26 protein-coding genes and 1 pseudogene are annotated in these 25,681 nt (G+C 37.7%); 15 read left to right on the plus strand and 12 right to left on the minus strand.

All coding sequences use genetic code 11. From position 1 onward, the window contains the following. On the plus strand, positions 1-719 hold a 719-nt coding region (locus QMG11_RS00005), incomplete at its 5' end, for an alanine:cation symporter family protein (RefSeq protein WP_281832099.1). A 92-nt stretch (positions 720-811) separates the two neighbouring features. Here QMG11_RS00005 and QMG11_RS00010 read toward each other — a convergent pair. Continuing rightward, positions 812-1,360, minus strand: coding sequence for a hypothetical protein (locus QMG11_RS00010; RefSeq protein WP_281832103.1), 549 nt, complete (start codon positions 1,358-1,360; stop codon positions 812-814). A gap of 308 nt (positions 1,361-1,668) precedes the next feature. Here QMG11_RS00010 and QMG11_RS00015 point away from each other — a divergent pair, with 308 nt between their 5' ends. The 3 genes from QMG11_RS00015 (at position 1,669) to QMG11_RS00025 (ending at position 4,261) form a co-directional block, all read left to right on the plus strand. After that, complete coding sequence (locus QMG11_RS00015; RefSeq protein ID WP_281832105.1) at positions 1,669-2,334, plus strand: Crp/Fnr family transcriptional regulator; 666 nt, start codon at positions 1,669-1,671, stop codon at positions 2,332-2,334. Between the two features lie 94 nt (positions 2,335-2,428). Further along, positions 2,429-3,403 (plus strand): ADP-glyceromanno-heptose 6-epimerase, encoded by a 975-nt coding sequence (gene rfaD, locus QMG11_RS00020; RefSeq protein WP_281832108.1) that lies wholly within the window; start codon positions 2,429-2,431, stop codon positions 3,401-3,403. A gap of 138 nt (positions 3,404-3,541) precedes the next feature. Next, positions 3,542-4,261, plus strand: coding sequence for a hypothetical protein (locus QMG11_RS00025; RefSeq protein WP_281832111.1), 720 nt, complete (start codon positions 3,542-3,544; stop codon positions 4,259-4,261). 107 nt (positions 4,262-4,368) lie between these two features. Here the strand turns inward: QMG11_RS00025 and QMG11_RS00030 are convergent, their stop codons facing one another. From QMG11_RS00030 to QMG11_RS00040, 3 genes are all read right to left on the minus strand, one after another. After that, positions 4,369-5,556 carry a M20 metallopeptidase family protein gene (locus QMG11_RS00030; protein ID WP_281832113.1) on the minus strand — a complete coding sequence of 396 codons (1,188 nt, stop codon included), beginning with the start codon at positions 5,554-5,556 and terminating at the stop codon, positions 4,369-4,371. Between the two features lie 346 nt (positions 5,557-5,902). Continuing rightward, the gene (locus QMG11_RS00035) at positions 5,903-6,043 is read right to left on the minus strand and encodes a hypothetical protein (RefSeq protein WP_281832116.1); all 141 of its coding nucleotides are present in this window, start codon (positions 6,041-6,043) and stop codon (positions 5,903-5,905) included. A 173-nt stretch (positions 6,044-6,216) separates the two neighbouring features. Then, entirely contained in the window at positions 6,217-8,136 is a 1,920-nt protein-coding gene (locus QMG11_RS00040; protein WP_281832119.1) for a putative bifunctional diguanylate cyclase/phosphodiesterase, read from the minus strand. A 405-nt stretch (positions 8,137-8,541) separates the two neighbouring features. Here QMG11_RS00040 and QMG11_RS00045 point away from each other — a divergent pair, with 405 nt between their 5' ends. After that, complete coding sequence (locus QMG11_RS00045; RefSeq protein WP_281832121.1) at positions 8,542-8,871, plus strand: hypothetical protein; 330 nt, start codon at positions 8,542-8,544, stop codon at positions 8,869-8,871. A gap of 307 nt (positions 8,872-9,178) precedes the next feature. Next, positions 9,179-9,634 carry a hypothetical protein gene (locus tag QMG11_RS00050; protein ID WP_281832124.1) on the plus strand — a complete coding sequence of 152 codons (456 nt, stop codon included), beginning with the start codon at positions 9,179-9,181 and terminating at the stop codon, positions 9,632-9,634. 74 nt (positions 9,635-9,708) lie between these two features. Here QMG11_RS00050 and QMG11_RS00055 read toward each other — a convergent pair whose 3' ends face one another. Then, positions 9,709-10,233, minus strand: a complete 525-nt coding sequence (locus tag QMG11_RS00055) for an O-acetyl-ADP-ribose deacetylase (RefSeq protein ID WP_281832127.1) — start codon at positions 10,231-10,233, stop codon at positions 9,709-9,711. A gap of 221 nt (positions 10,234-10,454) precedes the next feature. On the opposite strand from QMG11_RS00055, the gene QMG11_RS00060 reads away from it, so the two are divergent. Both QMG11_RS00060 and QMG11_RS00065 read left to right on the plus strand, forming a co-directional pair. Then, on the plus strand, positions 10,455-10,820 hold the full coding sequence (locus QMG11_RS00060; protein WP_281832130.1) for a hypothetical protein: 366 nt from the start codon (positions 10,455-10,457) through the stop codon (positions 10,818-10,820). A gap of 103 nt (positions 10,821-10,923) precedes the next feature. Further along, entirely contained in the window at positions 10,924-11,265 is a 342-nt protein-coding gene (locus QMG11_RS00065) for a hypothetical protein (protein ID WP_281832131.1), read from the plus strand. A gap of 52 nt (positions 11,266-11,317) precedes the next feature. Here QMG11_RS00065 and QMG11_RS00070 read toward each other — a convergent pair whose 3' ends face one another. From QMG11_RS00070 to QMG11_RS00080, 3 genes are all read right to left on the minus strand, one after another. Continuing rightward, the gene (locus QMG11_RS00070) at positions 11,318-11,566 is read right to left on the minus strand and encodes a hypothetical protein (RefSeq protein WP_281832133.1); all 249 of its coding nucleotides are present in this window, start codon (positions 11,564-11,566) and stop codon (positions 11,318-11,320) included. Positions 11,567-11,916: 350 nt separating this feature from the next. Beyond that, positions 11,917-12,351: a YbhB/YbcL family Raf kinase inhibitor-like protein gene (locus QMG11_RS00075; protein ID WP_281832136.1), complete on the minus strand. Its 435-nt coding sequence runs from the start codon at positions 12,349-12,351 to the stop codon at positions 11,917-11,919. Positions 12,352-12,431: 80 nt separating this feature from the next. Further along, positions 12,432-13,169 carry a CheR family methyltransferase gene (locus QMG11_RS00080; protein ID WP_281832139.1) on the minus strand — a complete coding sequence of 246 codons (738 nt, stop codon included), beginning with the start codon at positions 13,167-13,169 and terminating at the stop codon, positions 12,432-12,434. Between the two features lie 499 nt (positions 13,170-13,668). Here QMG11_RS00080 and sstT point away from each other — a divergent pair, with 499 nt between their 5' ends. The 4 genes from sstT (at position 13,669) to QMG11_RS00105 (ending at position 18,517) form a co-directional block, all read left to right on the plus strand. Beyond that, the gene (gene sstT, locus QMG11_RS00085; protein WP_281832142.1) at positions 13,669-14,907 is read left to right on the plus strand and encodes a serine/threonine transporter SstT; all 1,239 of its coding nucleotides are present in this window, start codon (positions 13,669-13,671) and stop codon (positions 14,905-14,907) included. A gap of 532 nt (positions 14,908-15,439) precedes the next feature. Next, positions 15,440-15,655, plus strand: a complete 216-nt coding sequence (locus QMG11_RS00090) for an ArsR/SmtB family transcription factor (RefSeq protein WP_281832143.1) — start codon at positions 15,440-15,442, stop codon at positions 15,653-15,655. 194 nt (positions 15,656-15,849) lie between these two features. After that, entirely contained in the window at positions 15,850-17,181 is a 1,332-nt protein-coding gene (locus QMG11_RS20090; RefSeq protein WP_272482921.1) for an arsenite methyltransferase/DUF2284 domain selenoprotein, read from the plus strand. Between the two features lie 292 nt (positions 17,182-17,473). Next, a complete protein-coding gene (locus tag QMG11_RS00105; RefSeq protein ID WP_281832147.1) occupies positions 17,474-18,517 on the plus strand; it encodes a metallophosphoesterase in 1,044 nt (347 codons plus the stop codon). Between the two features lie 319 nt (positions 18,518-18,836). On the opposite strand, the gene QMG11_RS00110 is transcribed toward QMG11_RS00105, so the two are convergent. Beyond that, positions 18,837-19,181: a hypothetical protein gene (locus tag QMG11_RS00110; RefSeq protein ID WP_281832150.1), complete on the minus strand. Its 345-nt coding sequence runs from the start codon at positions 19,179-19,181 to the stop codon at positions 18,837-18,839. A gap of 597 nt (positions 19,182-19,778) precedes the next feature. Here QMG11_RS00110 and QMG11_RS00115 point away from each other — a divergent pair. From QMG11_RS00115 to QMG11_RS00125, 3 genes are all read left to right on the plus strand, one after another. Beyond that, positions 19,779-20,183 (plus strand): hypothetical protein, encoded by a 405-nt coding sequence (locus QMG11_RS00115; protein WP_281832152.1) that lies wholly within the window; start codon positions 19,779-19,781, stop codon positions 20,181-20,183. Positions 20,184-20,203: 20 nt separating this feature from the next. Next, positions 20,204-21,103, plus strand: coding sequence for a radical SAM/SPASM domain-containing protein (locus QMG11_RS00120; protein WP_281832155.1), 900 nt, complete (start codon positions 20,204-20,206; stop codon positions 21,101-21,103). 271 nt (positions 21,104-21,374) lie between these two features. Continuing rightward, positions 21,375-21,800 (plus strand): hypothetical protein, encoded by a 426-nt coding sequence (locus QMG11_RS00125; protein ID WP_281832157.1) that lies wholly within the window; start codon positions 21,375-21,377, stop codon positions 21,798-21,800. 93 nt (positions 21,801-21,893) lie between these two features. Here QMG11_RS00125 and QMG11_RS00130 read toward each other — a convergent pair. The 3 genes and pseudogenes from QMG11_RS00130 to QMG11_RS00140 all read right to left on the minus strand — a co-directional run bounded on the left by QMG11_RS00130 (position 21,894) and on the right by QMG11_RS00140 (position 25,554). Beyond that, a pseudogene (locus tag QMG11_RS00130) lies at positions 21,894-23,107 on the minus strand (IS256 family transposase). Between the two features lie 164 nt (positions 23,108-23,271). Then, a complete protein-coding gene (locus tag QMG11_RS00135) occupies positions 23,272-23,421 on the minus strand; it encodes a hypothetical protein (RefSeq protein WP_281832165.1) in 150 nt (49 codons plus the stop codon). Positions 23,422-23,652: 231 nt separating this feature from the next. After that, positions 23,653-25,554, minus strand: a complete 1,902-nt coding sequence (locus tag QMG11_RS00140) for a toxin-antitoxin system YwqK family antitoxin (protein ID WP_281832168.1) — start codon at positions 25,552-25,554, stop codon at positions 23,653-23,655. Positions 25,555-25,681 lie beyond the last annotated feature (127 nt).

A 25,681-nucleotide genomic window follows, 5' to 3' on the forward strand; every position in this document is an offset into this window, starting at 1 on the left:
TCTACATTGTGGGAGCTATGGTAATCCTTCTTATAAATCCAGGTGCAACAGCTAATGCCTTTAAGCTGGTACTAAGCAGTGCCTTCAGTGGGCATGCAGCAGTGGGAGGATTTGCAGGAGCAGGAGCAGCTCTGGCTCTGAAAGCGGGAGTTGCCAGAGGAGTGTTCTCCAATGAATCTGGTCTGGGATCTGCCCCTATTGCAGCGGCAGCAGCAAGAACAAAGTCCTGCGTAAGACAGGGACTTGTTTCCATGACTGGAACGTTCTTTGACACAATTGTAGTTTGTACTATGACTGGTCTTGTACTTATCTCCTCTGGATACTGGAATGATCCTAACCTTGCAGGAGCTGAAGTAACAAACGCAGCCTTCAGCAGTCTTCTTACCTTTGGAGGAATAGGTGGTCTGATTGTTAATATCGGTATTATCTTCTTTGCTTTTACTACGATTCTTGGTTGGAACTACTACGGTGAAAGGTGTACGGTATATCTTTGGGGTGTAAAGGGAATAAAGTACTTTAAGGGGATATTTATCTTCCTGATTGCTATAGGTCCATTTATAAGACTTGAGCTTATCTGGATTATTGCAGATATAGTTAACGGACTTATGGCAATACCAAACCTGATCGGGCTAATTGCCCTCAGTGGAGTAATAATAAGCGAGACAAGAGAGTATTTCGAAGAGTTAAAAGAGAAGGAAAAAGAGGCAAAAACAGTTTAGCGGTGCAGAAAAGGCAGATGGAATATCGGAAAAAACGGCTGGAAAAGCCGTTTTTTAGTTATTGGACATGGATTAAAAGTCGATGGGGATAGTTAAGCATTTTCCTTTAACCGTTCAATTCTCTCCTCCATCTCAAGGAGAGACCTGTTGATTCTTTTTTTCTCCCTCTGATTTGCCGGCTCTCCGATCTTAGAGGTGGAGGCGAGTTCCCTTAACCTGTTGATCTGTCCCTTCTGGAAGACCGCCAGGGGAGGAATATTTTTATCTCTCAGCTTGATCCACTCTGCCCCACGCCTGAGATAGCTTCTACCTCCCATGGAGATCCACTCAAGCTTCTCGGTTTTTAAGTATGAAAAGAGGGATCTCTCCAAAAATGGAAGAGACTTTTTGTCGCCTACATAGAGGTAACTTTCAGTATTGGAGTTTAAAAGGTAGTTTTCCATCTCCCTTCCATCTATATAGTTACCGTAGTCGATGGAATCTCCCAGGGAGATCTCTTCTCCCCTAAAGGGAATGACTCTGTCGTAACATCTGTAGCACCTCTTACTTTCCTCGCCCCTATAGTTTCCAAATTTAATGGCTTCCTTGGTGCAAACTAAAATAAATAAAAATAATATGAAATACTTTAAGTCCCCAAACATGGATCTCTCACCCTCTTAATTATTGTCGTTTTCCTGACCTTTTTCCTATAGAAGTGGAGTAGAAAGTCAGGCTATTCTGTCAGAATACAATTATATAACTTTTTTGCTGAAAAGAAAATTGTAAAGATCAATTGAGGGAAAATTTTTAATGGATTATCTTGATATAGTAAGTATCTGGGGTCGGTAGGTTCAAAATAAAGAGGGAAGGTTTTAGTTGACACAGTAAATAAAAGTTCCTACAATATAGTTGGTAAGCTAACTAAAAAGATGAATTTTTTATAGAGATATATTGTGTGAAGGAGAGAGTTATGATTAGTGAGAGCTTGTGTAAATTGGAGTTGAAGGAGCTCATAGGAACTTCCTTTGAGAGGGCTGTTAAGGTATATAACCTCAAGAAGGGGGAGATGATCTTTGACAGTGAGCTAAAGAAGGGGGGAGCTATATATGTAGTGGAGGGGCGAATTCAGAGCCTCCTCTATACTCCTGAGGGGGGAGAGTTTTATATAAACTCCTTTGAGGGGGATATATGTGGAATAAACTTTTCCCTCTTTAAGAATTACGGGAGCGAAGACAACTTTATGGATATAGATGTAGTGGCCAAGGAGGACTCAGTTGTTCTTTCCCTTCCCTTTGACAGGGTAGAGGAGATGGATCTAGAGGATGGGGTAAAAAATCAAACCTTAAAGAAGATTGCTCTCATGGGAATGAAGGAGCACTTTCAGCACTCTAAATACCTGGTATATAGAAATGTATACTCCAATGAGGAGTTTGTAATAAAGTATCTAGAGGAGTATGAGAATGATAGGATAAGGGATACCAAGGATCTGGCTGAGGTGCTCAATATAAGTCTTAGGAGCCTCCAGAGGGTACTGAAGAAGTTTTACCAGCTTGGATTTATAGAAAATACAGAGGGACATATAAGGCTCAAGGACAGAGAGGGCATGGAGGAGTATAAGAAGAAGTTTATAAAGTAAAGGGTTTCTATATTCTGCTCTTCCAGAGATCTGATTTTTTTTGATAGAGATAATTTATTGGGATATACTCTAGAAAAGAGTTGAGGTGAACAGGATGATAGTAGTAACAGGGGGGAATGGTTTTATAGGGAGCTGTCTGATTAAAAAATTGAACAGACAGGGGGAAAGAGAGATCTACATTTCCGATGAGTGCAGTGAGACGCAGAGCTTAAAGAACCTGGAGGGAGGGGAGTTTGTAGAGTGTATACCTCCAGAGAATTTGATAGGTTGGCTAAAGATGAATGTAGAGAAGATAGGGATAATAGTTCATCTGGGAGGGTGTTCCGCCACAGATCAGCTGGACATAGACTACCTCACCAGGACAAACTATGAGTTTACCAAAGAGCTTTATACCATTGCAAATACCAATAAAATAAAGTTTATATATGCCTCCTCAGCAACAACCTATGGAGGAGGGGAGAAGGGGTTTAGCGATAAGTTATCCCCTGAAGAGCTTAATAAACTGAGGCCGTCCAATAAGTATGGAGAGTCAAAGCACCTAGGAGACCTCTATATAGTTAACGATAAAAACCTTCAAAGGGAAAATATAATAGGACTAAAGTTTTTTAATGTATATGGCCCCAATGAGTATCACAAGGGTGGGATGGCATCAGCTGTAATGAGGATGTACAACCAGTTTAGGAAAGAAGGGATAGTAGAGGTTTTAGATCCAGGGGATGAAAGAAGAATTCAGAGGGATTTTGTCTATATTAAGGATGTCTTAGAGGTAATAGAATTTTTCGTGAAAAACAATGTGAGATCAGGCCTATATAATGTAGGAAGTGGAGTGAGCAGGTCATTTGAAGATATAGCCAAGCTTGTTGTGAGAACAGCAGGAGGTCAGGTAGAACCCGAGGAAGTGATAGTGAAAAAAGCTATGCATGAGGAGATGAGAAGAAGGTATCAGTACTATACCTGTGCAAACCTTGAAAAATTAAGGGAAGCAGGGTATGGGAAGAAGTTTCACTCTTTGGAAGAGGGAGTAGAGGACTATATTGTCAACTATCTTAGATATGGAAGGTACTACTAGAGATATCGTTGGATAAAAGTCTCCTAAGGGGGGACTTTTTTTTATTGGAGAGGGTTCTGTGGTGGAAGTTCATGGGAATTGATTTTATTTAAAACAAATGTTATAATTAAGCTTTGTTCACATTAGCTAGGAGGAAAGATGAATAGATTATTCGATGTTATAGATAACTTTACCACAGTAAACAACTCCACCTTCTCCAAGGGAAGTGTTGAGTTTTCAGATATAGATTCAGCGGATCTGGTGATAGATACCCTGTACAGAAGCGGGAAGTCCAACAACTCCATAAAGGATGAGCCTATAAGTAGGATGCTTAACTGTGGAAATAGAGGGGGCCTGAGATACAGGGGATCCATAAAAAAATCTATCTCTGGAGTGGAGTATATTGTCCTCTACTCAAACCTCAACGAGGCCTACAGGCCAGATTACTTTATAACTCCAGCCAGTCTCTTTATGTACTATGGAGACAATAAAAGGGGAAGGAATATACTGGATACCCTGAAGAAGGGAAATATGGTGTTAAAGGGGTGCTTCGATGCTCTCTATGAGGGAAAGAGGGAACATATACCACCCATCTTTATCTTTATTCGTGGAGAGAGCGGAAGAGGAGTTGTCTTTAAGGGCGTGGCAGTGCCAGGGGCCTCTGGATTAAATATAAATAATGCCCTGGTTAAGGTAGAGATGATCCACGAGGGAGAGGCGGCTTTAAACTATAAGGCTACCTTTACAATCTTAGATATAAGGAGTGTATCCAGAAGGTGGGTAGATGATGTCCTGAGTGGAAATATTATGACGGAAAATACTCCTGAAACCTTTAAATTATGGAGGGAAAAGGGTGTCTATACACCGTTGAAGCCATAGTTTATAGATACTATAAGCTTTAAGCTTGAAGAATGAGAGTATTTAAGAGATGAATAAAGGGAGGCAGGCACCTTACTTGTGTCTGCCTCCCTAAGTTTTTTGTAATCCTACTCCTCCATTAAAAATTTCAGGGCAACATTTACATGACACTGGGTTCCCAGGATGAGGGCATCCAGGTCGATCTTCATATTTGGATTGTGCATCATGTAGGTACATCCCTTTTCCTCATTTCTGCATCCCAGCCAGTAGAAGGCACCAGGGGAATCCTGAAGATATCTTCCAAAGTCCTCCCCACCTGTGTTGGCCAGATCTGCCAGGTCCACATTTTCCTCTCCTAAAAGCGGAAGAAGGGCATCCCTTACAAGAAGTGCCATCCTCTCATCATTTATAGTAGGGAAGTATCCCTCTATCACCTTAAACTCAACCCTTCCCCTGTGGGCAGAGGCAAGGGATTGGGCCACCTCCTCCATCCTCTTGACTATAAATCTTTTCACCTCATCGTCAAAGGTTCTCAGAGTTCCATTTAGAAAAACCTCATTGGGGATGATGTTGGAAGCTCCATCTCCTCCCTGGATGGTTCCAAAGGAGAGTACTGCTGTAGAGCGAGGGTCTATCTCTCTGGAGATGATGCTCTGGTAGGAGGAGATTATATTTGAGGTAAGGACAATGGGATCTACAGCAAGGTAGGGGGCAGCTCCGTGCCCACCCTTTCCGATTACCTTCATTGAAAAGGAGTCGGTAGAGGCAGTACACTCCCTCCTTGGAATTCCCACACTACCAGTTGGGCTACAGGTATTGAGGTGGAGGCCAAATGCAGCATCTACATCGTCAAGAAGACCGCTCTCTGCCATAAAGTGAGCTCCCCCTGGGTGGGGTCCCTCCTCAGCAGGCTGAAATACAAACTTTACCCTTCCCTTAATTATTTCCCTGTTTTCAGCAAGAAACTTTACAGCTCCCAGAAGCATGGCCACATGACCATCGTGTCCACAGGCGTGCATAAAACCATCCCGCTGAGATCTGAAATCTACATCAGTACTCTCCCTCAGGGGAAGGGCATCCATATCAGCCCTCAAAAGAACTGTTTTACCAGGGGTAGCCCCTGTTATAGAGCAGATAATTCCAGTGGTATTGTTTACCCCTGTGTGAAGCTCATCCACCCCATAGCTTTTTAGTTGTTTTTCAATAAATTCAGCAGTTTTATACTCCTGAAATCCCAGTTCAGGGATGGTATGGAGAAACTTGTAGTTATCTACAACTTCCTCCTCAAGAAATGAAAGTTCCGATACCTTAATCATCTTTTCCTCCTTTAAAGTTGATGGTTTATCAATCTTTTCTTTAAATTCTTGGAGACTACTATTAAGGTGGATATTACCTAAAAAATATGGGGTTGTAAAGGAGGGGAGGAAAGATATTAACTGCTATGAGATAAGTAACGGGATAGAGCATGTTAAAGAGAGAGTGATCTGGGGAAGGTTAGAATTTAAATTTTGGTATTTAGAGATGAGCTCTCCGGCGGTTATAAAAAGTATGTTTATACCTCTTAAGCTATGGAGTATTCCAAAATAAGCCTGGGAGAGTAGGATGGAATTCATTGTAAAAAAGGAGATAGGATTTCTTATAGTGGTACCAGCGAATCATTAACTAGGGAAGTTTTTCTATATCGTAGATACACTCATACTTCTTGTTAACCTTTTTACAGAACCTTTTCATATAGCTATAGCAACAGTAGGTTTCATATACTATAAAGATAAACACTGCAAGGATCAGAATTTTTTTCACCATATTAGCCTCCCCAATAAAAAGGAAATAACTCTTAACCACTTTTATAAAGGTTCACTTTTTTTATTCTTAAAATAAATGCTTTTCAATATAAAATTAATACACTTTCACTTATTTTTCAATAAAAGATGCTAAGCCTACTATCAATCTGACTGTAGACTTAGCATCTTCTATTCTCAGGAAAATTCCTTCATCTTTTCAAGGTATTCCTTCCTGTTTTCTATAATAGTTTCCAGTGGTTGCGGCCTGTCAAAGTAGTATCCCTGAAAGTTGTGGCACCCAAGGGAGAGAAGGTCGTGGACCTGCCATGCTTCCTCGGTTCCCTCAGCAATAACGTTGAAATCCATAAGTTCCCCTACCTGACATATAAAACTTATTATAAGGCGGTTGACCCTGTGCTTGTTTATATTTTTGATAAAGGATTTATCTATCTTTAGTTCGGATATTGGGAACTTCTCCAGATAGCTGAGGGATGAGTAGCCGGTCCCAAAATCATCGATAGAAAACTTTATTCCGCACCTTTTAAGGTCCTTTATTTTTTTTAGGGTAGAGGCCATATCCTTAATGGCAATCCCCTCGGTAATCTCAAAGATTATACGGTCACTGAAGGGAGAGTTCAGAAGGATTCTCTCCATATCCCTTACAAAGTTGTGGTTTTCAAATACAACTGGAGATATATTCACAGAGATATTTGTATTGAGCCTTCCTGCTGCTTCCAGGGAATCTTTCAGTACTACCTCTGTTATCCTGTTGATAAGAAAGGATCCTTCAGCCAGGGGGATAAAGGAATCTGGCGGGATGATTCCCTTCTGAGGGTGCAACCACCTTGCCAGAGCTTCAAACTCCACCTTTTTACTCTTTAAATATACCTTAGGCTGAAAGAAGACCTTGAACTCATTCTTCTTTAAGCTGTCGAGCATCTCATCCTGGATCACTGTATCATAGGTATTACCAGATTTTTTCTGAAGGATCAGGTGGGAGAGAGCCTCCTCTACAAAATCCTCCTCACTTCCCTCGCTATACTCTGCAAAGAGGTAGTGGAGTTTTATAAAGTAGTCCTTGAGGTTGTGTTTATTGAAGAATGCCACCCTCTTTAAAAGGGTAGCTGCAAGGATGTCCCTCGATTTCTCATCGCAGCCTGGAAGGATGGCCATAAACTTGTCCCCCTCTATCCTCACAATCTTATCTGTTTTTCTAAAGGTATATTTTAGAAGGAGGGCAACAATTCGAAGAATTTCATCTCCTACATGGAGTCCAAGCTTCTTGTTTATATATCCCAGGTTCTGAATATCCACCAGACAGATGGAAAGGGGAATATCACCTGAAAGACAGGTTTTAAGTTCCGACTTTAGATAAGTTATACCCCTGGACCTGTTGAAGACTCCAGTTAAGGGATCCAGGTCAGCGAGCTCTGCCATCTGCTTGGCATAGAACCTTCTCTCCTTCTGAAGCTTTGAAAAGGAGAGGATAAGGGGCAGAGAGGTCAATATGAATATCCAGAAGTTAAGAATAATTTTTGCAGTTTTCATAAGGATTATTTTTTTTAGATTGGTGGTTGTGATATCTGCTCCGGCGAGATATTTGGTACCATCGGTAGCAGTTTCAGGGATATAGATGGAACGGTAGGTGTCCCACATATCTGAAGATTTCAGGTAGATAGCCTCCTCGCTGTCAAAGGCACTCCAGGTCTCTGAAAAGGAGTCATCTCCAGCTTCCTTAAGTGAGAGCCAGTAAAATGATTTTGGGTCCTTTAAAAGTTCCTCCTCATAATCACTTACAGCGGCGTAGTGTATATCCTCATTCTTTCTTACCAGAAGGTAGAGGTAGTCCACTCCCTCCTCCTCTGCTTTGTACTGAAGCTTTGAAAAGATGCCGAGAGCCTCTTCAGGAGAGTAGGTGGAGGAATCCAGTTCTGAATTAACATAATCCCTTCCTAAAAAATACTTTATATTTTTAGCTGCTCTTAAAAGGGTTTCATCTACCTCTTGGAGAGCGTCCCCCTTCTCCATATTAAAAACAAATAGGAACTGTATAGTAATTCCTATGATCATAAAGATAACCGGTGAAAGGGATCTCTTTGAGATATGTAAGTTCATTTTTTCACCTCCTAAAAGCAAGAACATATTTTAACTATTATACTGAGAATAAAATCATTATCCTCCAGAATAATTATCTACTTTTTCTAAGGAAAAATTTAGAGGATAGACTCAGATAATTCCAAGTTGGAGGCAGGGATAGGAGGAAGGCTAAGGAGGTTAATGATCTTTAAATTATAAAAAATCACTTCTATAGAGTTAAAATGCTTGGGATAGAGGAAGGTTAAAGGCCGTGGATTAAGTATAAATCTATTGATTGGATATGTCTGTTAGGAAAGAGAGGTTAAGAAAAGTTTTAGTCTGATCTTTTAGAGGAGCTGGTGAATTGGAGGAGAAGATCCACATAAACTGGAAGGTATAGATGTGGATAAAGAGCCAGGAGAGGCAAGCTGAAGGGGGGATATGATGGATGGAAAGTTAAAAAAACTTATAGAAGGGATGATAGAAGAGGTAGCCCTACTGGATGCCAGGAGCGAGAACAGGGTGGATGAGATATGGGACCGAAACTATGACAGGATAGTGGATCTGGTTGTAGAGGAGAGCTGCCAGGAGAGGGAAACCTGCTATGAGAAGGAAGTTCACGATATGGTAGCGGACCTGAGGACCATGTTCTACAATGGAGTGGAGGGTTATTCATTTACTTGTGAGGGATGTGGTCATACTTTTTACGGAAAACCCTTTAACTCCCACGGTGGGGAGTACTGTAAGAGGTGCAGGGACAGTGTAGAGGATTAATTTTCTAAATTTAGAGAGGATCCCTTTAGAGAAGACTTCAAAAAATTAAAGAGGCAGCTATATCTTGGGGAGAATCAGCTGCCTCTTGGGAGAGAAATTTAATGAAAAGCGTTACTCTTTTCTATGGGAGTATAATAAACTATTTTAGCTGAAAATTTAACGACAACTGACATAAATAGAGAACATTAGATATTTTTATTGAGCTTGGAAAAATGAGAGATTGAGTTTATCAGGTAGGAGGAAAGTATAAGGTGGAGGGAAGAGAAGAACTATAGTTGCTGGAGGATGGCTTTAGAGGAGGAGAGAGATGGATATAGAGAAGATACCCAATTCATTCTGGTACTCATTGAGTTTTGCCATAGTTTCCTTGACAGTGGGTTTTCTGATTATCTCCTACCAGTCTGGAAGTGTAACCCTTAAGTTTAAGGAGCTGGAGGTTAAAACTAAGGATGTGGCAGCCCTTGAAAAAAATATTCAGAAGCAGCAGGAGATAATCTCCCTCAAGGAGAAGGAGATAGAGGATCTAAAGGTTATTTTAGATAAGAAGTTAGAGGAGCTAAACATTGTAAAAAATAAGCTGGCAGAGCTTCAGAGGGGTAGCTCCATGCCAGAAACAAGGGAAGCGATTACCACCCTGGTATCTGAGATTGAAGGGATAAACAGGAACTTTGATATGAAGATTCAGGAGAAGCAGGAAAACCTCAATATTCTCCAGCAGAGGCAGGAGGTGTATAAGCAGCAGCAGGAGATGTTGGGAGAGTAGAGGAAAGGGTTACTTTAATAATAAAAAGGCCTCCAGGAGAGGCCTTAAGTATAAGAGATATTATTTTAGATGGTCTACTCTTTATCTAGAAGCTTTTTATAGAGGTCATAGTTTTCCTCATCAAAGGAGACAAAGATAACCCTTTCTATGGAGGTGTCTCCCTGGAGAAACCTTTTAACCTCCTCTATAGCTGCCTTAGCTGCTTCCTCCTTAGGATACCCATAGACACCTGTGCTGATATTTGGAAAGGCAATGGATTTTATATTGTGATCCTTAGCCAGATGCAGGGAGGAGTTGTAGCATGACCTGAGAAGGGCCTCCTCTCCCTTTGAGCCCCCATGCCATACAGGGCCTACAGTGTGGATTACATACTTACATGGAAGAAATCCCCCCCGGGTTATAACAGCTTCTCCTGTTTTACATCCTCCACTTTCCCGGCGGATAGCAGCACACTCCTGGGAGATCTGCTCTCCCCCTGCTCTGTGTATGGCTCCATCTACGCCGCCTCCCCCTATGAGGCGATTGTTTGCAGCATTAACTATGGCATCAACATTTAAGGTAGTTATATCTCCCCTCATTAACTCTATCTTATCAGACACTTGAAATCACCTGCCCTATTCATTATAGTTATTTATTAAGTATACCCAAGGAGTTTCCATACATCAACTCTTGTTAAGGAGTGAGGGCTTCAAATAGATGAGAAGGATTAATTGTTCAATTGGAATAATGGTAGTGTTGAAGGTTATTGGTATTTTTGGATATTTTATTATAGTGGAAGTACTGGAGAGTAGATTATAATAAAGTTATAGGAGGAGGTATTATGTCAAGAAGACGTTGTGAACACTCTGTATCTCTTAGCAGACCAACACCGGAATCCCATGCCTGGACATTTCAGGAGGCCTGTTCAGCTGCCCAGAGAGAGATAGAGCATCTCTGTGGCCTTGATTGGAAGGTAGTTGAGATTGAATTTGATGACGATGGAAGGGTAACCTCAACAGATTACAATGAGGGAGGGGAGAAGACCTGGAAGTGTGTACATACAGTGGTAGCTATGTATGTGTTGGAGCCTAAGTTTGCAAGTGAAGCTGAGCGAGAAACAGCCATGAGCAGGGAGATTATAAAGAGTGAAAATACCATTGTAATGAAATACAATATGATTAATGATGCCTTTGAATACAATGACTGATACTATTTTTATATCTCTACAATTAGGGTGTTAGCTGAAAGTGAAGTGAGGAGGGGAAGGCGTTAGAGGGAGGCTAATAATAACAGGGAGCAAGGAGGAGAAGATGAAGCTCATTTTTGTTTATAATGCTGACAGCGGAATGATCAATACCCTTCTAGATATTGGGCATAAGATAGTGAATCCAGAGACCTACACCTGCAACTTATGTAAATTGACCTATGATACCTTTAAGGAGAATGCCAAGTGGAAGAAGTTTAGGGAAGACAGTGTTTATGAGATGGAATTTTTTCATAGGGATGAGTTTGAAGGTAGGTATAAGGTTAAGTTTGAGTATCCGGTTGTTTTGAGGGAGGATAATGGGAATCTCGAGGAGGCTATTTCAAAATCCCTTCTTGAAAGTTTTAAGAGTCTGGATGAACTTATAGACTCTATATCGAAGTTTTAATTATATATATGAAAATTGATCCTCAAATAAAAAAGCCCTCAATGGGCTTTTTTTAGTTTGAAGCATTGTATCTTAGGGTGAGAACCTCCTGGAGTTTTACTATGGTATTCCCCAGGTCCAGAAGTAATCCTTTAACTATATGGTTGTTTACATCCTTATAGCGAGTGTGTTCTGCTTCACACCTAGAGATAAATAACTCCAGTTGATTTTTGGAGATGTTTTCCGATGTGATCAAAAACTTAGAGTAGCAGAGGATGCTGGATAGTTTGCTATAAGTTTCTGCCTCTTTAACTGTAGTCATACCCTTCACCTCCTAAAATCTCATAAAGCTGATGTTAAATTTATCAAAAATATTTAGATCCCTTAATCTTTAAATAATCATTTAATTCATTTTATCCTGATTTCTAAAATAATTCATTGGCAGTCTAGGGAATAATTCATTAATCAGCTAAAAAAAGTTCGTAAAGGTTCAATTATTCTAATGAATATGGTTCCTAGAGTTTTATTAAATTTCTTATTTATAGTGTAAAAGGAGAAAAAATTTAAATATAGTTAGAGGTAACATCCTTTCAGAGCGATTGTCTTTTTTGCTCTGATAATATTATTTAGTTTAAATAATAAGGAGGTATAAATCAATACCTCCTTTAATGTCTACCTAGTATATATGCCCATGAGCTGAGCCTCTTCAATTATATGCCCCTCCATAGCTTTCACCAGATCCTTCTTGGTAGAACCCTTCTTTAAATCTAACTGTTTATCCAGAGCATAGAGCTTAAAGTAGTAGCGGTGTGTTCCCCTAGGGGGACATGGACCTCCATAGGTTAACCTTCCAAAATCGTTTCTTCCCTTTATACCCCTAACCTCTTCCCCTTGGGAGATCTCATTAACAGAGGGATCAATATTCCACACCAGCCAGTGTACCCAAATACCACCAGGGGCATCGGGGTCATCTGCTATAAGAGCCAGGCTTATAGCCCCCTTAGGAATATCCTTAAATGTTAGGGGAGGGGAAATATCCATATCATCACAGGTATACTTCTTCGGGATAGCCTCCCCGGTTTTAAAAGCTGAACTAATTACTTCCATAAAACCTCCTTATAAGATAATAGCGATATATTTAGCCATTGGTAATCCTCTAAAAGTTAAAAGAAAGATGGATGAGGGGATTAAAGTTTTTGATAGACCATAGGATTGCCTCTCCATACCTTTAAACCAAGATCGTCAGCTAGAACCTTTTCATGACAGCCTACTATAAGAAAGCCGCCGGGAAGAAGGCGTTCAACTATCTTCTTCAAAACCTCTCTCTGGAGAGTCTCATCAAAGTATGTGAAAACAAGGTTACGGCAGAGAACCAGGTGAAAGATCTCCTCTGGTATATCTCTTCTGATATCTTGTTTCAGGAAGGTAACGCCTCCCCTGAACTCATCCCTAAGGATGCAGGAGTTGTCCTCCAGGAAGAAGGCTCTTCTGAAAAGGGTGTAGGGGAGCTCCCAAAAGCTTGAAGGAGAGTATACTGCGGTTTTAGCTCTATCCAGCATTCCCTGATCTATGTCTGTTGCTGTTATCCTTATGGCAGGGTAGTTGGGATCTAAAGCTACTATATTATCCCAGATTATCTTAAGGGTATAGGGTTCCTCTCCAGAGGCGCAACCAGCACTCCAGCACCGAAGCTCTTTAACCTCCCCCTTCACTATCATCTTCTTTAGAAGGGGAAGGATATCCCTGGAGAGGGTATTGAAGAGCCCTCTGTCCCTGTAGAAGCGGGAAATTGTTATCCTGCAGTATGAATCCATTAGCCTCCACTCCCTGTAGTTACCCTCTAAATACTGTTTATAATCCTCTATACTCTCCAGTCCAAGCTCATCTATCCTCCTTTGAATCCGCCGGCAAACCCTTCTTCTCACCTTGCGAAATCCCTTCCACCTCATATTTAACCTGGGAAGAGCCCACTGTAAAAAGCCAACACAATCAAGATCTGTCAATGAAACCAACTCCCTTCTCAATATCTATATTGTATGTACTTGAGAAAATTCCTTGAACTTTTTCCCCTCCCTCTCGATGATGACTACCTCAAAGAAGTGAGGGTCAGGCCTAATACCTTTAAAGAGTTTTTTGTCCTATGACTATAAAATATGAAAGAAAAAGAGGTGAAATTAAAGCATTGATTAAAAATAAGGCTTCTAAAGATTAAAAAGAGTACATTTGTGTCTAATTAGAACTAAAAAGACATAAAACTTACATTTTTGTTTGCATAAAATAAAAAGTATGATATAATGCATATATATTAAAAAAAGTTTATATAAAATTCATATATCTGTGTACTGTTTTATAGGCGGTCGAGGCGGATTTTTTAAACATTTTTTAGAGGGTTATAAGTAAAGTGTCAAATGACAAGGAGGAAATATGAAAGGTTTATTTAGCAAGTGGAATCAGATGAGTCTGGTTAAGAGAATTATCATCGGTTTAACAATGGGTATCATACTAGCACTGACAGTTCCAGATATGGCAAAGCCAGTATCTATCTTTGGATCGTTATTTGTAGGGGCACTAAAGTCGGTAGCACCGATTCTAGTATTCTTCCTAGTAATGTCAGCTGTATCTCAGCATAAGAGCGGACAGAAGACAAATATGAAATCTGTTATTACTCTTTATCTTATTGGTACATTCGCAGCTGGACTTGTGGCAGTTTTAGGAAGCTTCATGTTCCCAGTAACTATTAAACTAGGTGCAGGAGCAGGTGGAAGTGTTACACCTCCAGGTGGAGTTGTAGAGGTATTAAAGGCACTACTTCTAAATGTTGTAGACAATCCTATTCATGCGCTAGCTAATGCAAACTATATCGGTATTCTTTCTTGGGCACTGCTTCTTGGAATCGCTCTAAAGAATGCACCTGCATCGACTAAGACAATGGTTTCTAACTTCTCAGATGCACTATCTCAGGTTGTTAGATGGGTTATCAGCTTAGCACCACTAGGAATCATGGGACTAGTATTTGCAACTATCTCTGAAAATGGTATTGGGTCAATGGTAGACTATGGACGTCTTTTAGCACTGCTTCTTGGATGTATGTTCTTCATGGCACTTGTTGTAAACCCACTTATCACATTTGTTATGATTCGTCAGAACCCTTACCCACTAGTATTTAAGTGTCTTAAGCAGAGTGGAATTACAGCATTCTTCACAAGAAGTTCTGCTGCAAACATCCCTGTAAACATGGAGCTATGTGAGGAGCTAGGACTAGAGAAGGACGTATACTCTGTATCGATCCCTCTAGGAGCAACTATCAACATGGCTGGAGCGGCAATTACAATCTCAGTATTAACTCTTGCTGCTGTACACACACTAGGAATCAATGTAGACATCGGAACGGCACTAATCCTAAGTATCCTATCAGCTGTAAGTGCTTGTGGAGCATCTGGTGTAGCTGGTGGATCGTTACTTCTTATCCCTCTAGCTTGTAGCCTGTTTGGAATTCCAAATGAAGTGGCAATGCAGGTAGTAGCTGTTGGATTCGTAATCGGAGTTATCCAAGATTCAGTGGAAACTGGTCTAAACTCATCAACAGACGCACTGTTCACAGCTGTAGCTGAGATGGCAGAGTGGAGAAAGCAAGGTAAAGCAATCGTTATCAAGAGTGCATAGTAGTATAATAAGTAGTATGATTTGCCCCGGAATTATTTCCGGGGCATTTTTTATTTTATGCTTTTTTATTATTAAAAGAAAGATAGAAAAGAGGCAACTTTATTCTCCGGCAATAACTACATAAATTTTTATTCATATAGAGGGAGAGGTACAAAAATTAAAAAAAGGACGCAACGATCTACTAGATCGAAGTGTCCTTTTAAAGGTAAATTTATTTATAGTTTAGTTTGAACTACCTATGGCCCAAAAGCCTCTACAGTTAAGAGCAAATATGAGGTATTTAATAACTTCCATCATAGGGGACCTCCTTTAATCACTATCATATTAAATACTATTATAGCATATTCTATAGAATGTGTCCAATTTTTAGGGAGTGGTGTAATTAAATAGAGGACCTATGGAGATTTTGGAGTTTCCTGATTCTCATAGTAATCATGAAAGGTTGCAATAATCAAAGTTTGGAATAAATATAAATAACAGTTGATATAAACAAAAATTTATATTAATATTTAAGAGAGAAGGAGGTGGTTAGATGACAGATTACAGGCTGCTGAATAAAACCTTTAAGGTGCTGGCTGACGTCAACCGGCTTAAGATTATCGAAGCTCTGACCATGGATTGTAGGAGTGTCAATGAGATTGCAATGAAGGCCGGTATCTCCCAGCCCCTTGCATCCCATCACCTGAAAACTCTCAGGGAGGCGGGGATTGCCCGTTGCGAGAAACGTGGAACCTTTAACTACTACTGACTGGCTGATAAGATGATCTGGAAGATCATAGAGATGGCTAAAGAATTTACTTCTGAAAGTACCGAGTAGGAAAAGTAAGGATGATTATGGGATCAGGTTTATTTTTTATGAGGGAAATACTGGAAAAATATAATACCCGATCTTCAGGGAGAAGGTTGATTGAAAAATAAATTTTAAAATAAAGGGAGGTAGATATGGAAACACTTTTTACAGCAGATGACAAGAACAGGATAAAAAGGGATATCGAGAGCAAGTATCAAAAAGTTGCTGCTACCCCAAAGGGACAGTTTAAGTACCCAACAGGGAGGGAAGCCCTCGAAAGGCTGGGATATGATTCAGATATTCTCAGATCCCTTCCAGATGAAGTTGCAGATTCCTATTGTGGTACTGGAAATCCCTTTTCCCTGGGAAGGATAGAAGGGGGAGAGAGGATCCTTGATTTTGGATGCGGAGCAGGGATAGACACTATCTTTGCTGCAAAAATGACTGGAGATAGAGGGAGGGTCATAGGTATTGACATTGTTCCAGAGATGCTTGATAAAGCCAAGAAAAACAGGGATGCCCTGGGGCTTACCAATGTGGAGTTTGCAGTATCTAAGGGGGATACCCTGGAGTTTTCAGAGGGATACTTTGATACAATTATATCCAACAGTGTAATAAACCTTGTTCCTGAAAAGGAGGTTATTCTCAAGGAGTTTTACAGGTGCCTTAAGCCTGGGGGGAAGCTGCTCCTGGTAGACCAGATATTTACAGGGGAGCAGATCAAGGAACACGCTGCTAGAGTAAAAAGCTGGTTCCAATGAGAGGGGGGAGCTGTACCAGAAAAGGTTTTTCTGGAGATGTTAGGTAATGAAGGTTTTTCCCACTTAAGGGTAGGAGAGAAAACAGGGTTCAACAGTTCCCCCAGAACTGTGGGAACCACAATCAGCGGAAGGAAACCAATGGCTTCAGAGTGTTGTAAGTCGGAGGGTTTGGAAATTAAAGGTGAAGCTGCTCCTGAAAGTAAAAAGGAATTTAAAGTGGAAACGGTTTTGGAGGAAGCCTATGAATTAGGCTGTGAAGAGGTTAAAATTATAGATCCCCAAAGTATAGCTGTGGGAAACTGGGTTCAGTGGAAGTGCAGGTATGGCTGTGCACTGTATGATAAGGATGGATGCCATCCTCCTTATGCCCCAAGTGCTGAAGAGACCAAAAAGATCCTCAAGGAATATTCAAAGGCTATTCTCATGAAGGGATTTAACGGATCAAAGCTTTCTGAAATAGCCATAGATCTGGAGGGATTCGCATATGAGCTGGGATACTATAAAGCTTTTGCTTTAATTGCACTGCCTGTAACACCTGGCAGCACCTGATGCGGAGATGAGGGGGCTCAGGCTGAGTCCGCAACAAACCCTAAGATCAGGCCTATGCTGGAGGCGTGTGGAATCGATGTATTTAAAACGGTGAGAGATAACGGGTTGGAATTAAATACAACCAAAGGCGAAGACGGCAGGTGGTCCTTCTATACAATACTACTAGTAGAGTAAGAGGTTTTCTATTGCAATAAGTATTTTAGGGAGTTTAGGATTGTTGGAGATTAAAGAGAATTAATCCCCCCCTAAACTTTATTACTGAATTTTAATTATGATATGGGAAAAGGGTGCTATCTTAACTGGATAGACCCTTTTTTTTCTTTTTGAGGATGGGAAGGAAGAAAATAGACCAAAGGGAATGGGATGAAGAGGAAAAGGTGCAAAAGGTGTTTTATAGGAAAAAAATCATATGGATAGAATAATAGGGGAAATAAAAAGAAATTAAAACTAACTGGGAGGTTTATATATGAATAGGTTTATATTTTGGCTTATTTTGATGCTGGCTTTAAACTTTTTTATGCACCTTTATGTTTTTTTTAAAGTTTCAATATTTTGGAGTGGAAGAAGGAATTTTATTTTATATATTTTATCTTTTTTTACATCTCTATTGATAGTTCCAGCAACAATTCTTTTAGAATGGAGTAATAACTTTATCACCCAGCTATTTTACAGTTTTTCCTGGTTATTGACAGGGTCATTTTTTGTAACCTGTATCTCCCTGCTAGTTTTTCAAATAATAGGGGGAATTTGCTCTATTCATAGGACCTACCTTACAGCTATTTCTCTGATATTGTCACTAATTATAGTGGTTTATTCCTTTCTTAATGCAGGAAAAGTAGAGGTGAAAACTGTAGATATTGATAACTTTGGAAAGAAATTAAAAATTGTCCAAATCACAGACCTTCATCTGGATCCCCTAACGTCTTCTAAGAGGCTCCCAGAAATAGTGGAAAGTATCAACTCCTTAAAGCCTGATATCGTGGCAATAACTGGAGATATAGTTTCACATAATACCCTCATAAGCCCAACCACTTTTGCACCTTTAAAAAATATTGAAGCAAAAACCTACTTCATAAGTGGAAATCATGAGAATTATATAGATAAAGATAAAGTTTTGAAACTTATTGAAGACACAGGAGTTAAAGTTCTACTAGATGAGGTGGACCTTTATAAGGGGGTTCAGATCATAGGAATTGATTATAAAAGGGATAAAAATAAAGTGTATGATGTTTTATCAAAAGTGAAACTTGATAAAAAAATCCCCGCACTGCTTCTTCTGCATGTGCCAATGGATGTGAGAGATGAAAGAGTTAAGCTGATATTGAGCGGCCATACCCACTATGGTCAGATAGTTCCCTTCAATTTTATAGTCAGAATAGCATTTAAATATATGAAGGGACTGTATCCATTGGAGAATGGATACATATATGTATCTCCAGGTACAGGAACCTGGGGACCTCATATGAGACTTGGTTCAAAAAATGAGATTACTTTGTTTTCTGTGGAGTAGGGCTGAAATTTTCTTAGTATGTTTTTTGTTCAGTAAATTTAAAGAAACAAAAAGAGCTTAGGGGCATCCCCTAAGCTCTTACTATCTTAAACAACTACAAACTTTGCATTCATGGATTCCATAGTGGAACCGACGGAAAGGAACCCGTGTCCAATCTTTTACCTTTGTGTAAACAACTTTCCTAAAAAAGTAGAGGTTGTATAGTGGCGCCCCCACTCTGTATTTAATAGAGGGCACCCCTGATATTTAAGAGATGCTTTTAAGAAGACTTTTTAACACAGGTAGGTCGGCTTCTAGAATGCCACTTTCAATGGCTTCTTTAATTCTGATCCACTTTAACTAATTGAGGTCTTCTATAGGCTCCATTTTGAATATTATGTATATCAAAGTAGAAGTTTTTCTTGTTGTAGGTAAAAGTATAAACATTATTATCATATCTGGTTATTTTTCTACGTGGTTTTGTTCTTCTCCTGGGAATATTAACTCCAATAAATTTGGCTTCCATAGGATCTAGTGTTTTAGAAGATTTAGTATTTTTAGTATATAAAGACCATAGATCTAATTTTTCATTATTTCCATTTCTATCTCGTTCCCATTTATCCAGCGCTTCCATTTTTTCAGTAAAGGTTTTCTTATTAGTTTTAAATTTATTAAATATATTCATAGTATAAGGATACCATACTACTTTAAAAATTAAAAAGCCCTGGAAAAAATTCCAGAGTTTAAATTATTTTAAATAATGGCGCCCCCCAGAAGGGCAATATCTCCTCAAAATATTGATTTTATTAGGATCGGTAGAAGAGTATTTCTTATATACCCTACTACTGAAAGCTTGAGTGTGTGGTATTTAACACCTTGTTTAATTCTAATTGTACAACACCATTCTAAGCATTGTAAAACCTTTAGAGTATACTTTTCTCAAAACTTTCAAAATAGACCCTACAACAAACGGACATATCTGGCGTATTAAATGATCCTTGATTTATTTCTTGGTGGTAACATTAGTTTATTCATTAAGCCATTTTAAATATGATTTTTAATTTTTTTTGATTAATTTTAAAAAAATGTATTTTAAAATTTCTAATGTCATAAAAAAAGTTGACAATATGACCTTTTTTATATTTTTTAAAATATTTAAGGAGGATTGATCGATTGATTTTAGTAATAGATACTAATACATTAAGAGGTTCTTTTATTCTGTAACTATTTTTTATTCTGTAACTTATTGTATTAATTATACAATAAAAAAGGAGGAAGTAAAATGTTAGTAAAATTGTATTTAGAAAGAATTAATCAAGAAATGATCAATAAACATAAAGCAAACGAAATAATTGAGATGATTGATAAAGCAATAATTGAAAAAAAAGACTATGATCCAGATTGGGGGGGGAATTTATGGGAAAAAGAGTGCTGCATACTAAATTTTGATAAGAAGAATCCCAATATATGTGATTTGCAGAAGATTGGCGAATTCATCACAATGAGAAGAGAAAAATTTGGTGCTTTAGTTTGGGTCAGAAAAACTAACAAAGTTTATCAAATAGATGATCAAGCTTTTATGGTGCTTAATAATCTTGATCATGGCGTATCTATAAATCAGGCGGCTAAATCAGCTGATGTTCCAGTAGAGGATATTAAATCATTAATAGTAGAACTAATTAAATAAGCACTGGAGGTTTAAATATAATGAGTAATAGAGCAGGCTATCCACTATACGCAGCTATTAATATCTCTACAAGGTGTAATTTGGACTGTAAATACTGCTATATGCAGCCAAGAAGTGAACTAGATATGAATTTGAAAGATTTTAAGAAAGTTATGGATGATCTATATGAGAATTCTCTTTTCTACGTTCAGATATCGGGAGGAGAACCATTTATACATCCTGAATTTATTGAAATAGTTGAATATGCAAGCAGTAAGATAAAGGACATTTCTATTCTAACAAACGGAACATTAGTTCTAGAAGAGCATTTGGAATTCTTGAGGGATGTAACCAAGAGAATCCCTCTAAAAATACAAGTGTCAATAGATTCACTGTATTCAGAAGTTAATCAGAGAACAAGAAATGTAAAATCTGAAGTGATTCTTGAAAATATTAAAAAATTATCTAAAACAGGAGTAATCCTTGCAGCAGGCATGGTTGTAACAAAGCACAATATCAATACATTAATTGAATCAATCCTTAATTTAAAAGAATACATTAAATTTTTTCATATTATGTGTATACAAAACACGGAGTATGATTCGAGATTAGAAAAAATGTTAAAGCCAGACATTAATGAATTAGAAAGCTTATGGAATGAATTAGATATAATACAAAAACAATATGATTTAAAAATATCAAAACCTAGAGATTTAGAGTTATCAAATTATAAAGGCTGTGCCTATGGCGCCCCATGTGCTGCTGCTTTTTCTTATGTAGTAATCGATCCAGATTTAAATGTAAGGCCATGTGATAAGTTGAACAGCATCATTTTAGGAAATATGAAAAAAAATAACCTAAAAACCATTTGGAACAGTGATATAACAAATAAATTTTTAAATAATGAGACCCCCTTATGCATTCACAAAAGAGATGGGTAGAGAGAATAGAAAGTGGAAATTTATAGAATTAATTTAATAAAAATCGATTTAGCGAGGAGTAAACAATATAGATAAAAAGTAGCGTGTTATTTCAAGTACGTATTTTTTGAGTTATGTACCTTATAGCAGCAGCATCATTAGTTAAGTTTTTATAATGAATAGGTTACAAAGTTGGATCTAATTTTAAAATCTAGGAATAAAAAAACGTAGTGACAACATAATAAACTATGTTATTCAAAAAAATTTATCTAATAAAAAACGGAGGTTCAATATGGATAGTATAAGTTGGTCATTCGATAGGGATATTGATATTATTACAAGTAGATCTAAAGAACATCTTGGTGTTGTTTCATCTATCCCAAAGTTAAAAGACTTGATATGCAGATTCTTAAAAGATGAGTATGACTCAACCCCAGCATTCAGTGGTGGTTTGGATATCGAAATAAGGCCTGCAGATTTCACGGTGAGGCAAATAAGCCCAGATGATGGTTTTTCTCATCCAGCCAGGGTGGCAACAGGCGAGCCAGAGATTCTTGTGTCTACTTTCGTCAGACCGAATAAACGTAGAGAAGAGATCCTTGAAACAGCAATAAGGTTAGGGTGTGAGTGGGCTTACAAAGAATCGGGGTGCAAAAAAACTTCGGTAACCAAGCTACCGCTTGAAGCTTGCAAGGAGGTAAGTATTCAAAATAAATAGTCTAAGCGCTGACTGTGAGTATATCGGGTCTTTCCCAAATTACATGTAAATTAGATTCCTAGCCATTAATGGGAGCTTCTGCTGAAGCTCCTTTTAAATTAAATATTTATCCATTTTTTCAAGATAAATTACTACCAGCATTCTAAGTATCTTTTCCCACCCTCTGATCTTCTGAGTCCACTTTTTCAGCATGTTTTTAGAGGCCAGATAAAGTACCTTCTGAAGTGAATCATCTGTTGGAAATACTTCCTTGAAGCGGCTTACCTTCCTGAATTGGCTGTTTATGCTTTCTATAGCATTCGTGGTATAGATGATCTTTCTGATCTCCTGAGGATATTCAAAAAAGTGGCTTAATTCATTCCAGTTATCATACCAGGATTTAAGCGCTGGAGAGTATTCAGGGTATTCCTTATTTAGCCTTTCTAGTGAATCAAGGCCAGATTCAGCGTCATGCGCTCTGTAAACATCTTTTAACTGATCTTTCTTTCCTTGTAATTGAGGAACCTTAGAGTGTTTCTGATTTGATGCACAATACATCTCTGTACCTTTGTATCAGGATAGATAGCCTTGATAGCTTCCTTGAATCCAGGTAAACCATCCACAGAAGCAATAAAAATCTCTTCCACGCCTCTGGATCTTAGAAAATCGATCTCTTTAAGCCAGAACTTAGAGCTTTCATTTTCTCCTACAGTAATACTTAATATATCTTTCTTACCTTCTAGATCAATTCCTAGAATTATATATGCAGCTTTGTTTATTACCTTTCCGTTGGTTTTAACATTGAAGTGAATTCCATCGAGAAAAACAAAGGGGTAGCAGGGTTTTAAAGGTCTTGATTTCCACTGGTTAGCTTCCTCCATTACTTTATCGGTTATTCTGCTTATCTAGGTAGGAGAAAAGCTCATACCATAGATTTCTTCTAGGTGATCGTTAATATCAGTGGTGGACATACCACGCCCATACATGGATATTATCTTGTCTTCTATGTCTGAGATATCACGGGAATATTTAGGAATAACTTGAGGCTCAAAAGTTCCCTTACGGTCACGTGGAATATCCAGCTCTACTTCTCCTAGACTGGTTTTTACCTTCTTATCGTTATAGCCGTTTCTAGAGTTATCAACAGCATTGCTTCTTTCATATTTAGAATAACCTAAAGTCTCCTCCATTTCAGCTTCTAGCATAAGAGAGACCATATCTTTAAACATATCCTTCATAAGAGACTGTGCATCAGCAATATTCTGGATATCATTTTCCTGAAAGATCTTTTTAACCAAAGGATTAACATTTTTAGCTTTTCTACTCATACAAAAAACCTCCCTAATCAATAGATTATACTTCTAATGACTAGGAAGGTCATATTGAATTTACACTAAATTTGGGAAACCCTCCTATAATTAAATAGTGTGCTTCTTTTATTTTTTATTTACTTCAATTCTCATTCGGTTTAATAAATCTAATATTGTAAACTCTAATGAAGTATCAGGAACTTGAATGCTTCCCATTCTTTTTTCGTCATTTCAACAAGTATCATATCAGAGGAGATTCCTTTCTCTCTTAAGAGTTGAACATTCTCCAAAGTTTGCTTAAAACTCACATACTTTATGTGTATTTTATTCATAAAAAGACCTCCTTTTCATATCTAAGTATAACCGCACACTATTCAATTTTCAATGTCCAACGAACAAATCATCAATTGTTCCACTTAGATAAATTAAAATATCCAAAAAAAGGAATAGCTTGAAGCTATCCCTTTTCAATTATTTTATTTTTAAACAGGTTAAGAGGATATTCATAGTGATCTAACATGTACATAAGTTGTTCAATAAAAATACGGACTTAAATTTTCAAGCTACCGATTACGTCCAAAAAAATAATAAATCAAAATCGAAGAAAAACTAATGAAAGATATTCCGAAAATCAAGGTTCTTATCATCCCTGTTATATTTTCCTGTGAAATTCCATGAATAATCCAATCCCCTAAGAATAATAAACATAATAGGCAAAAAAGAAAGCCTATTGAAGCAGTTAATTTTACAATTAATGCAAGAATCCATAAAGGCCATGACACTATTAATCGTGGAAAAAAGATATCCATTATATTCGCATGCTCAAGGATATTCTTTCTTGTTTCGACATCAATATCTTTCATTTTATTATGTTGTTCTTTTAGTATCACTCTAGATGCCGGGAATAGCCCAGGATTAATTTCTTTTAATAGATTAGAATCAGACTGTATATTGAAACCCAAAAGTATCTCAGTCTGCCGGATGTTGTGAAGGTATAATTGCTTGTATTTATCATAGCTTTTAATTGTAAAGTTTTTTAAACATTTCTTTATCTCATTAGGACTTTTATCTTCGGCAATTAGTCTCATAATATTCAATAGCTCTCTATTCTCATTTGACATAGAGAATTCTTTGTTTATATAATCTTCCCATTGAAGTTTATCAATCATAAAATTTGCTTCCGTCTTACGATTTAGTTTTATTAGACACCTTAGTTTGGCAATTTTATATAATCTGCCTAAAATAATATCTTTTTCTGAAGATGCGTTAAAAATCCCAGATGTGAGACCTGCTATCAGAGAAATAATAATCCCATATATGGGCATATTATAAAAAATTCCCACTGACCCACCATATAGAATAAGTAAAAGAAACATATCTTTGAACACATAAAATATAGCTTTATTATTTACTTTTATTCGCAATAGGATTTTTTTTATTGAAAATAATTCTTTTAGTTTAGCGTCTGAAGCTAAGATAAAGTAAATAATTATAAAGATAATAATCATGGAGTTCCTAGTAACATATTGATGAAGTAAAATTCCACTTGCTTGTCTATAAGATATACCTACAATAAGGTGGTATACATAGGATGTTACTGAAAGAAATAATAATACAACTGTAACAGTCACAAATACAACAAAACCATAAATGAACAAAGGCATCACAAATGAAAGAAAGGGGATAATAACATAAGTCGAGGCAAAGTAATTAAATCTAGACTCTCCGAATTTTTGGTATCTCTCCCACTCAGAAAAGCCTCTTTGCCGTTCCCCTCTTTTAAGTGAAATTAGGTAAGTTGGTCCAATCCAAATAAAAATAGTTATTAGGATTTCATTTAACTGAAACGAGAGTGTGAGCCAGGCTGCAAGTAAGAATGCTATTACTGGGAGTAAAATATCGATTATTAGAACTCTTAATCGAAATATTTTATTACCTCGCTCTAATTTAGAATACAGTTTAAAAGCGACCTTGGGATTTGATATTTCCAGCTTAGAGGCTTTTTTATAATATCTAAAATACTCTCCTTCTTCTTTGTCTACCTCATAATTTTCTTTTATATGGTTATTTTCATAGCAACTAATCTGTTCTTTACTCGCCTTATAATTTCTTTTAAATTCTACCTGACCATTTTCATAGTAGCTAACTACTTCTATTTCCTGCTTACCAGCCTTATAATTTTCTTTCCACCTTATCTGACCATTTTCATAGTAAGCAACATATTTTCCGCATGGCTTTCCTGTTTTATAATTTCTTGCTTCTTTTATCTGACCATTTTCATAGTAACAAACACATTTTCCTTCTAGCCTTCCCTCCTTATAATTTTCTATTGCTTCTACCTTTCCATTTTCATAATAACTAACTAAAGTTCCTGTATATGGTTCTTTTTCACCTGTTATATAAGCAATTCCATCTCTATTTTCTGATATTAAAAATAATTCAACTCTCTGTTTTATACTGGTCATTTTCTACCTCTCTATAGTATTTAGTTTAATGATCCCCTACAAGAGAAGTTTTTCTTCCCTTATGAGTCATACTACATATCATACAAGTATGGTGGCTTTATACTTTAAAGTGTAACTTTGTTTTATT

Source organism: Propionigenium maris DSM 9537, from assembly GCF_027925155.1.
In the GTDB taxonomy this organism is placed as follows: Bacteria; Fusobacteriota; Fusobacteriia; order Fusobacteriales; family Fusobacteriaceae; genus Propionigenium; species Propionigenium maris.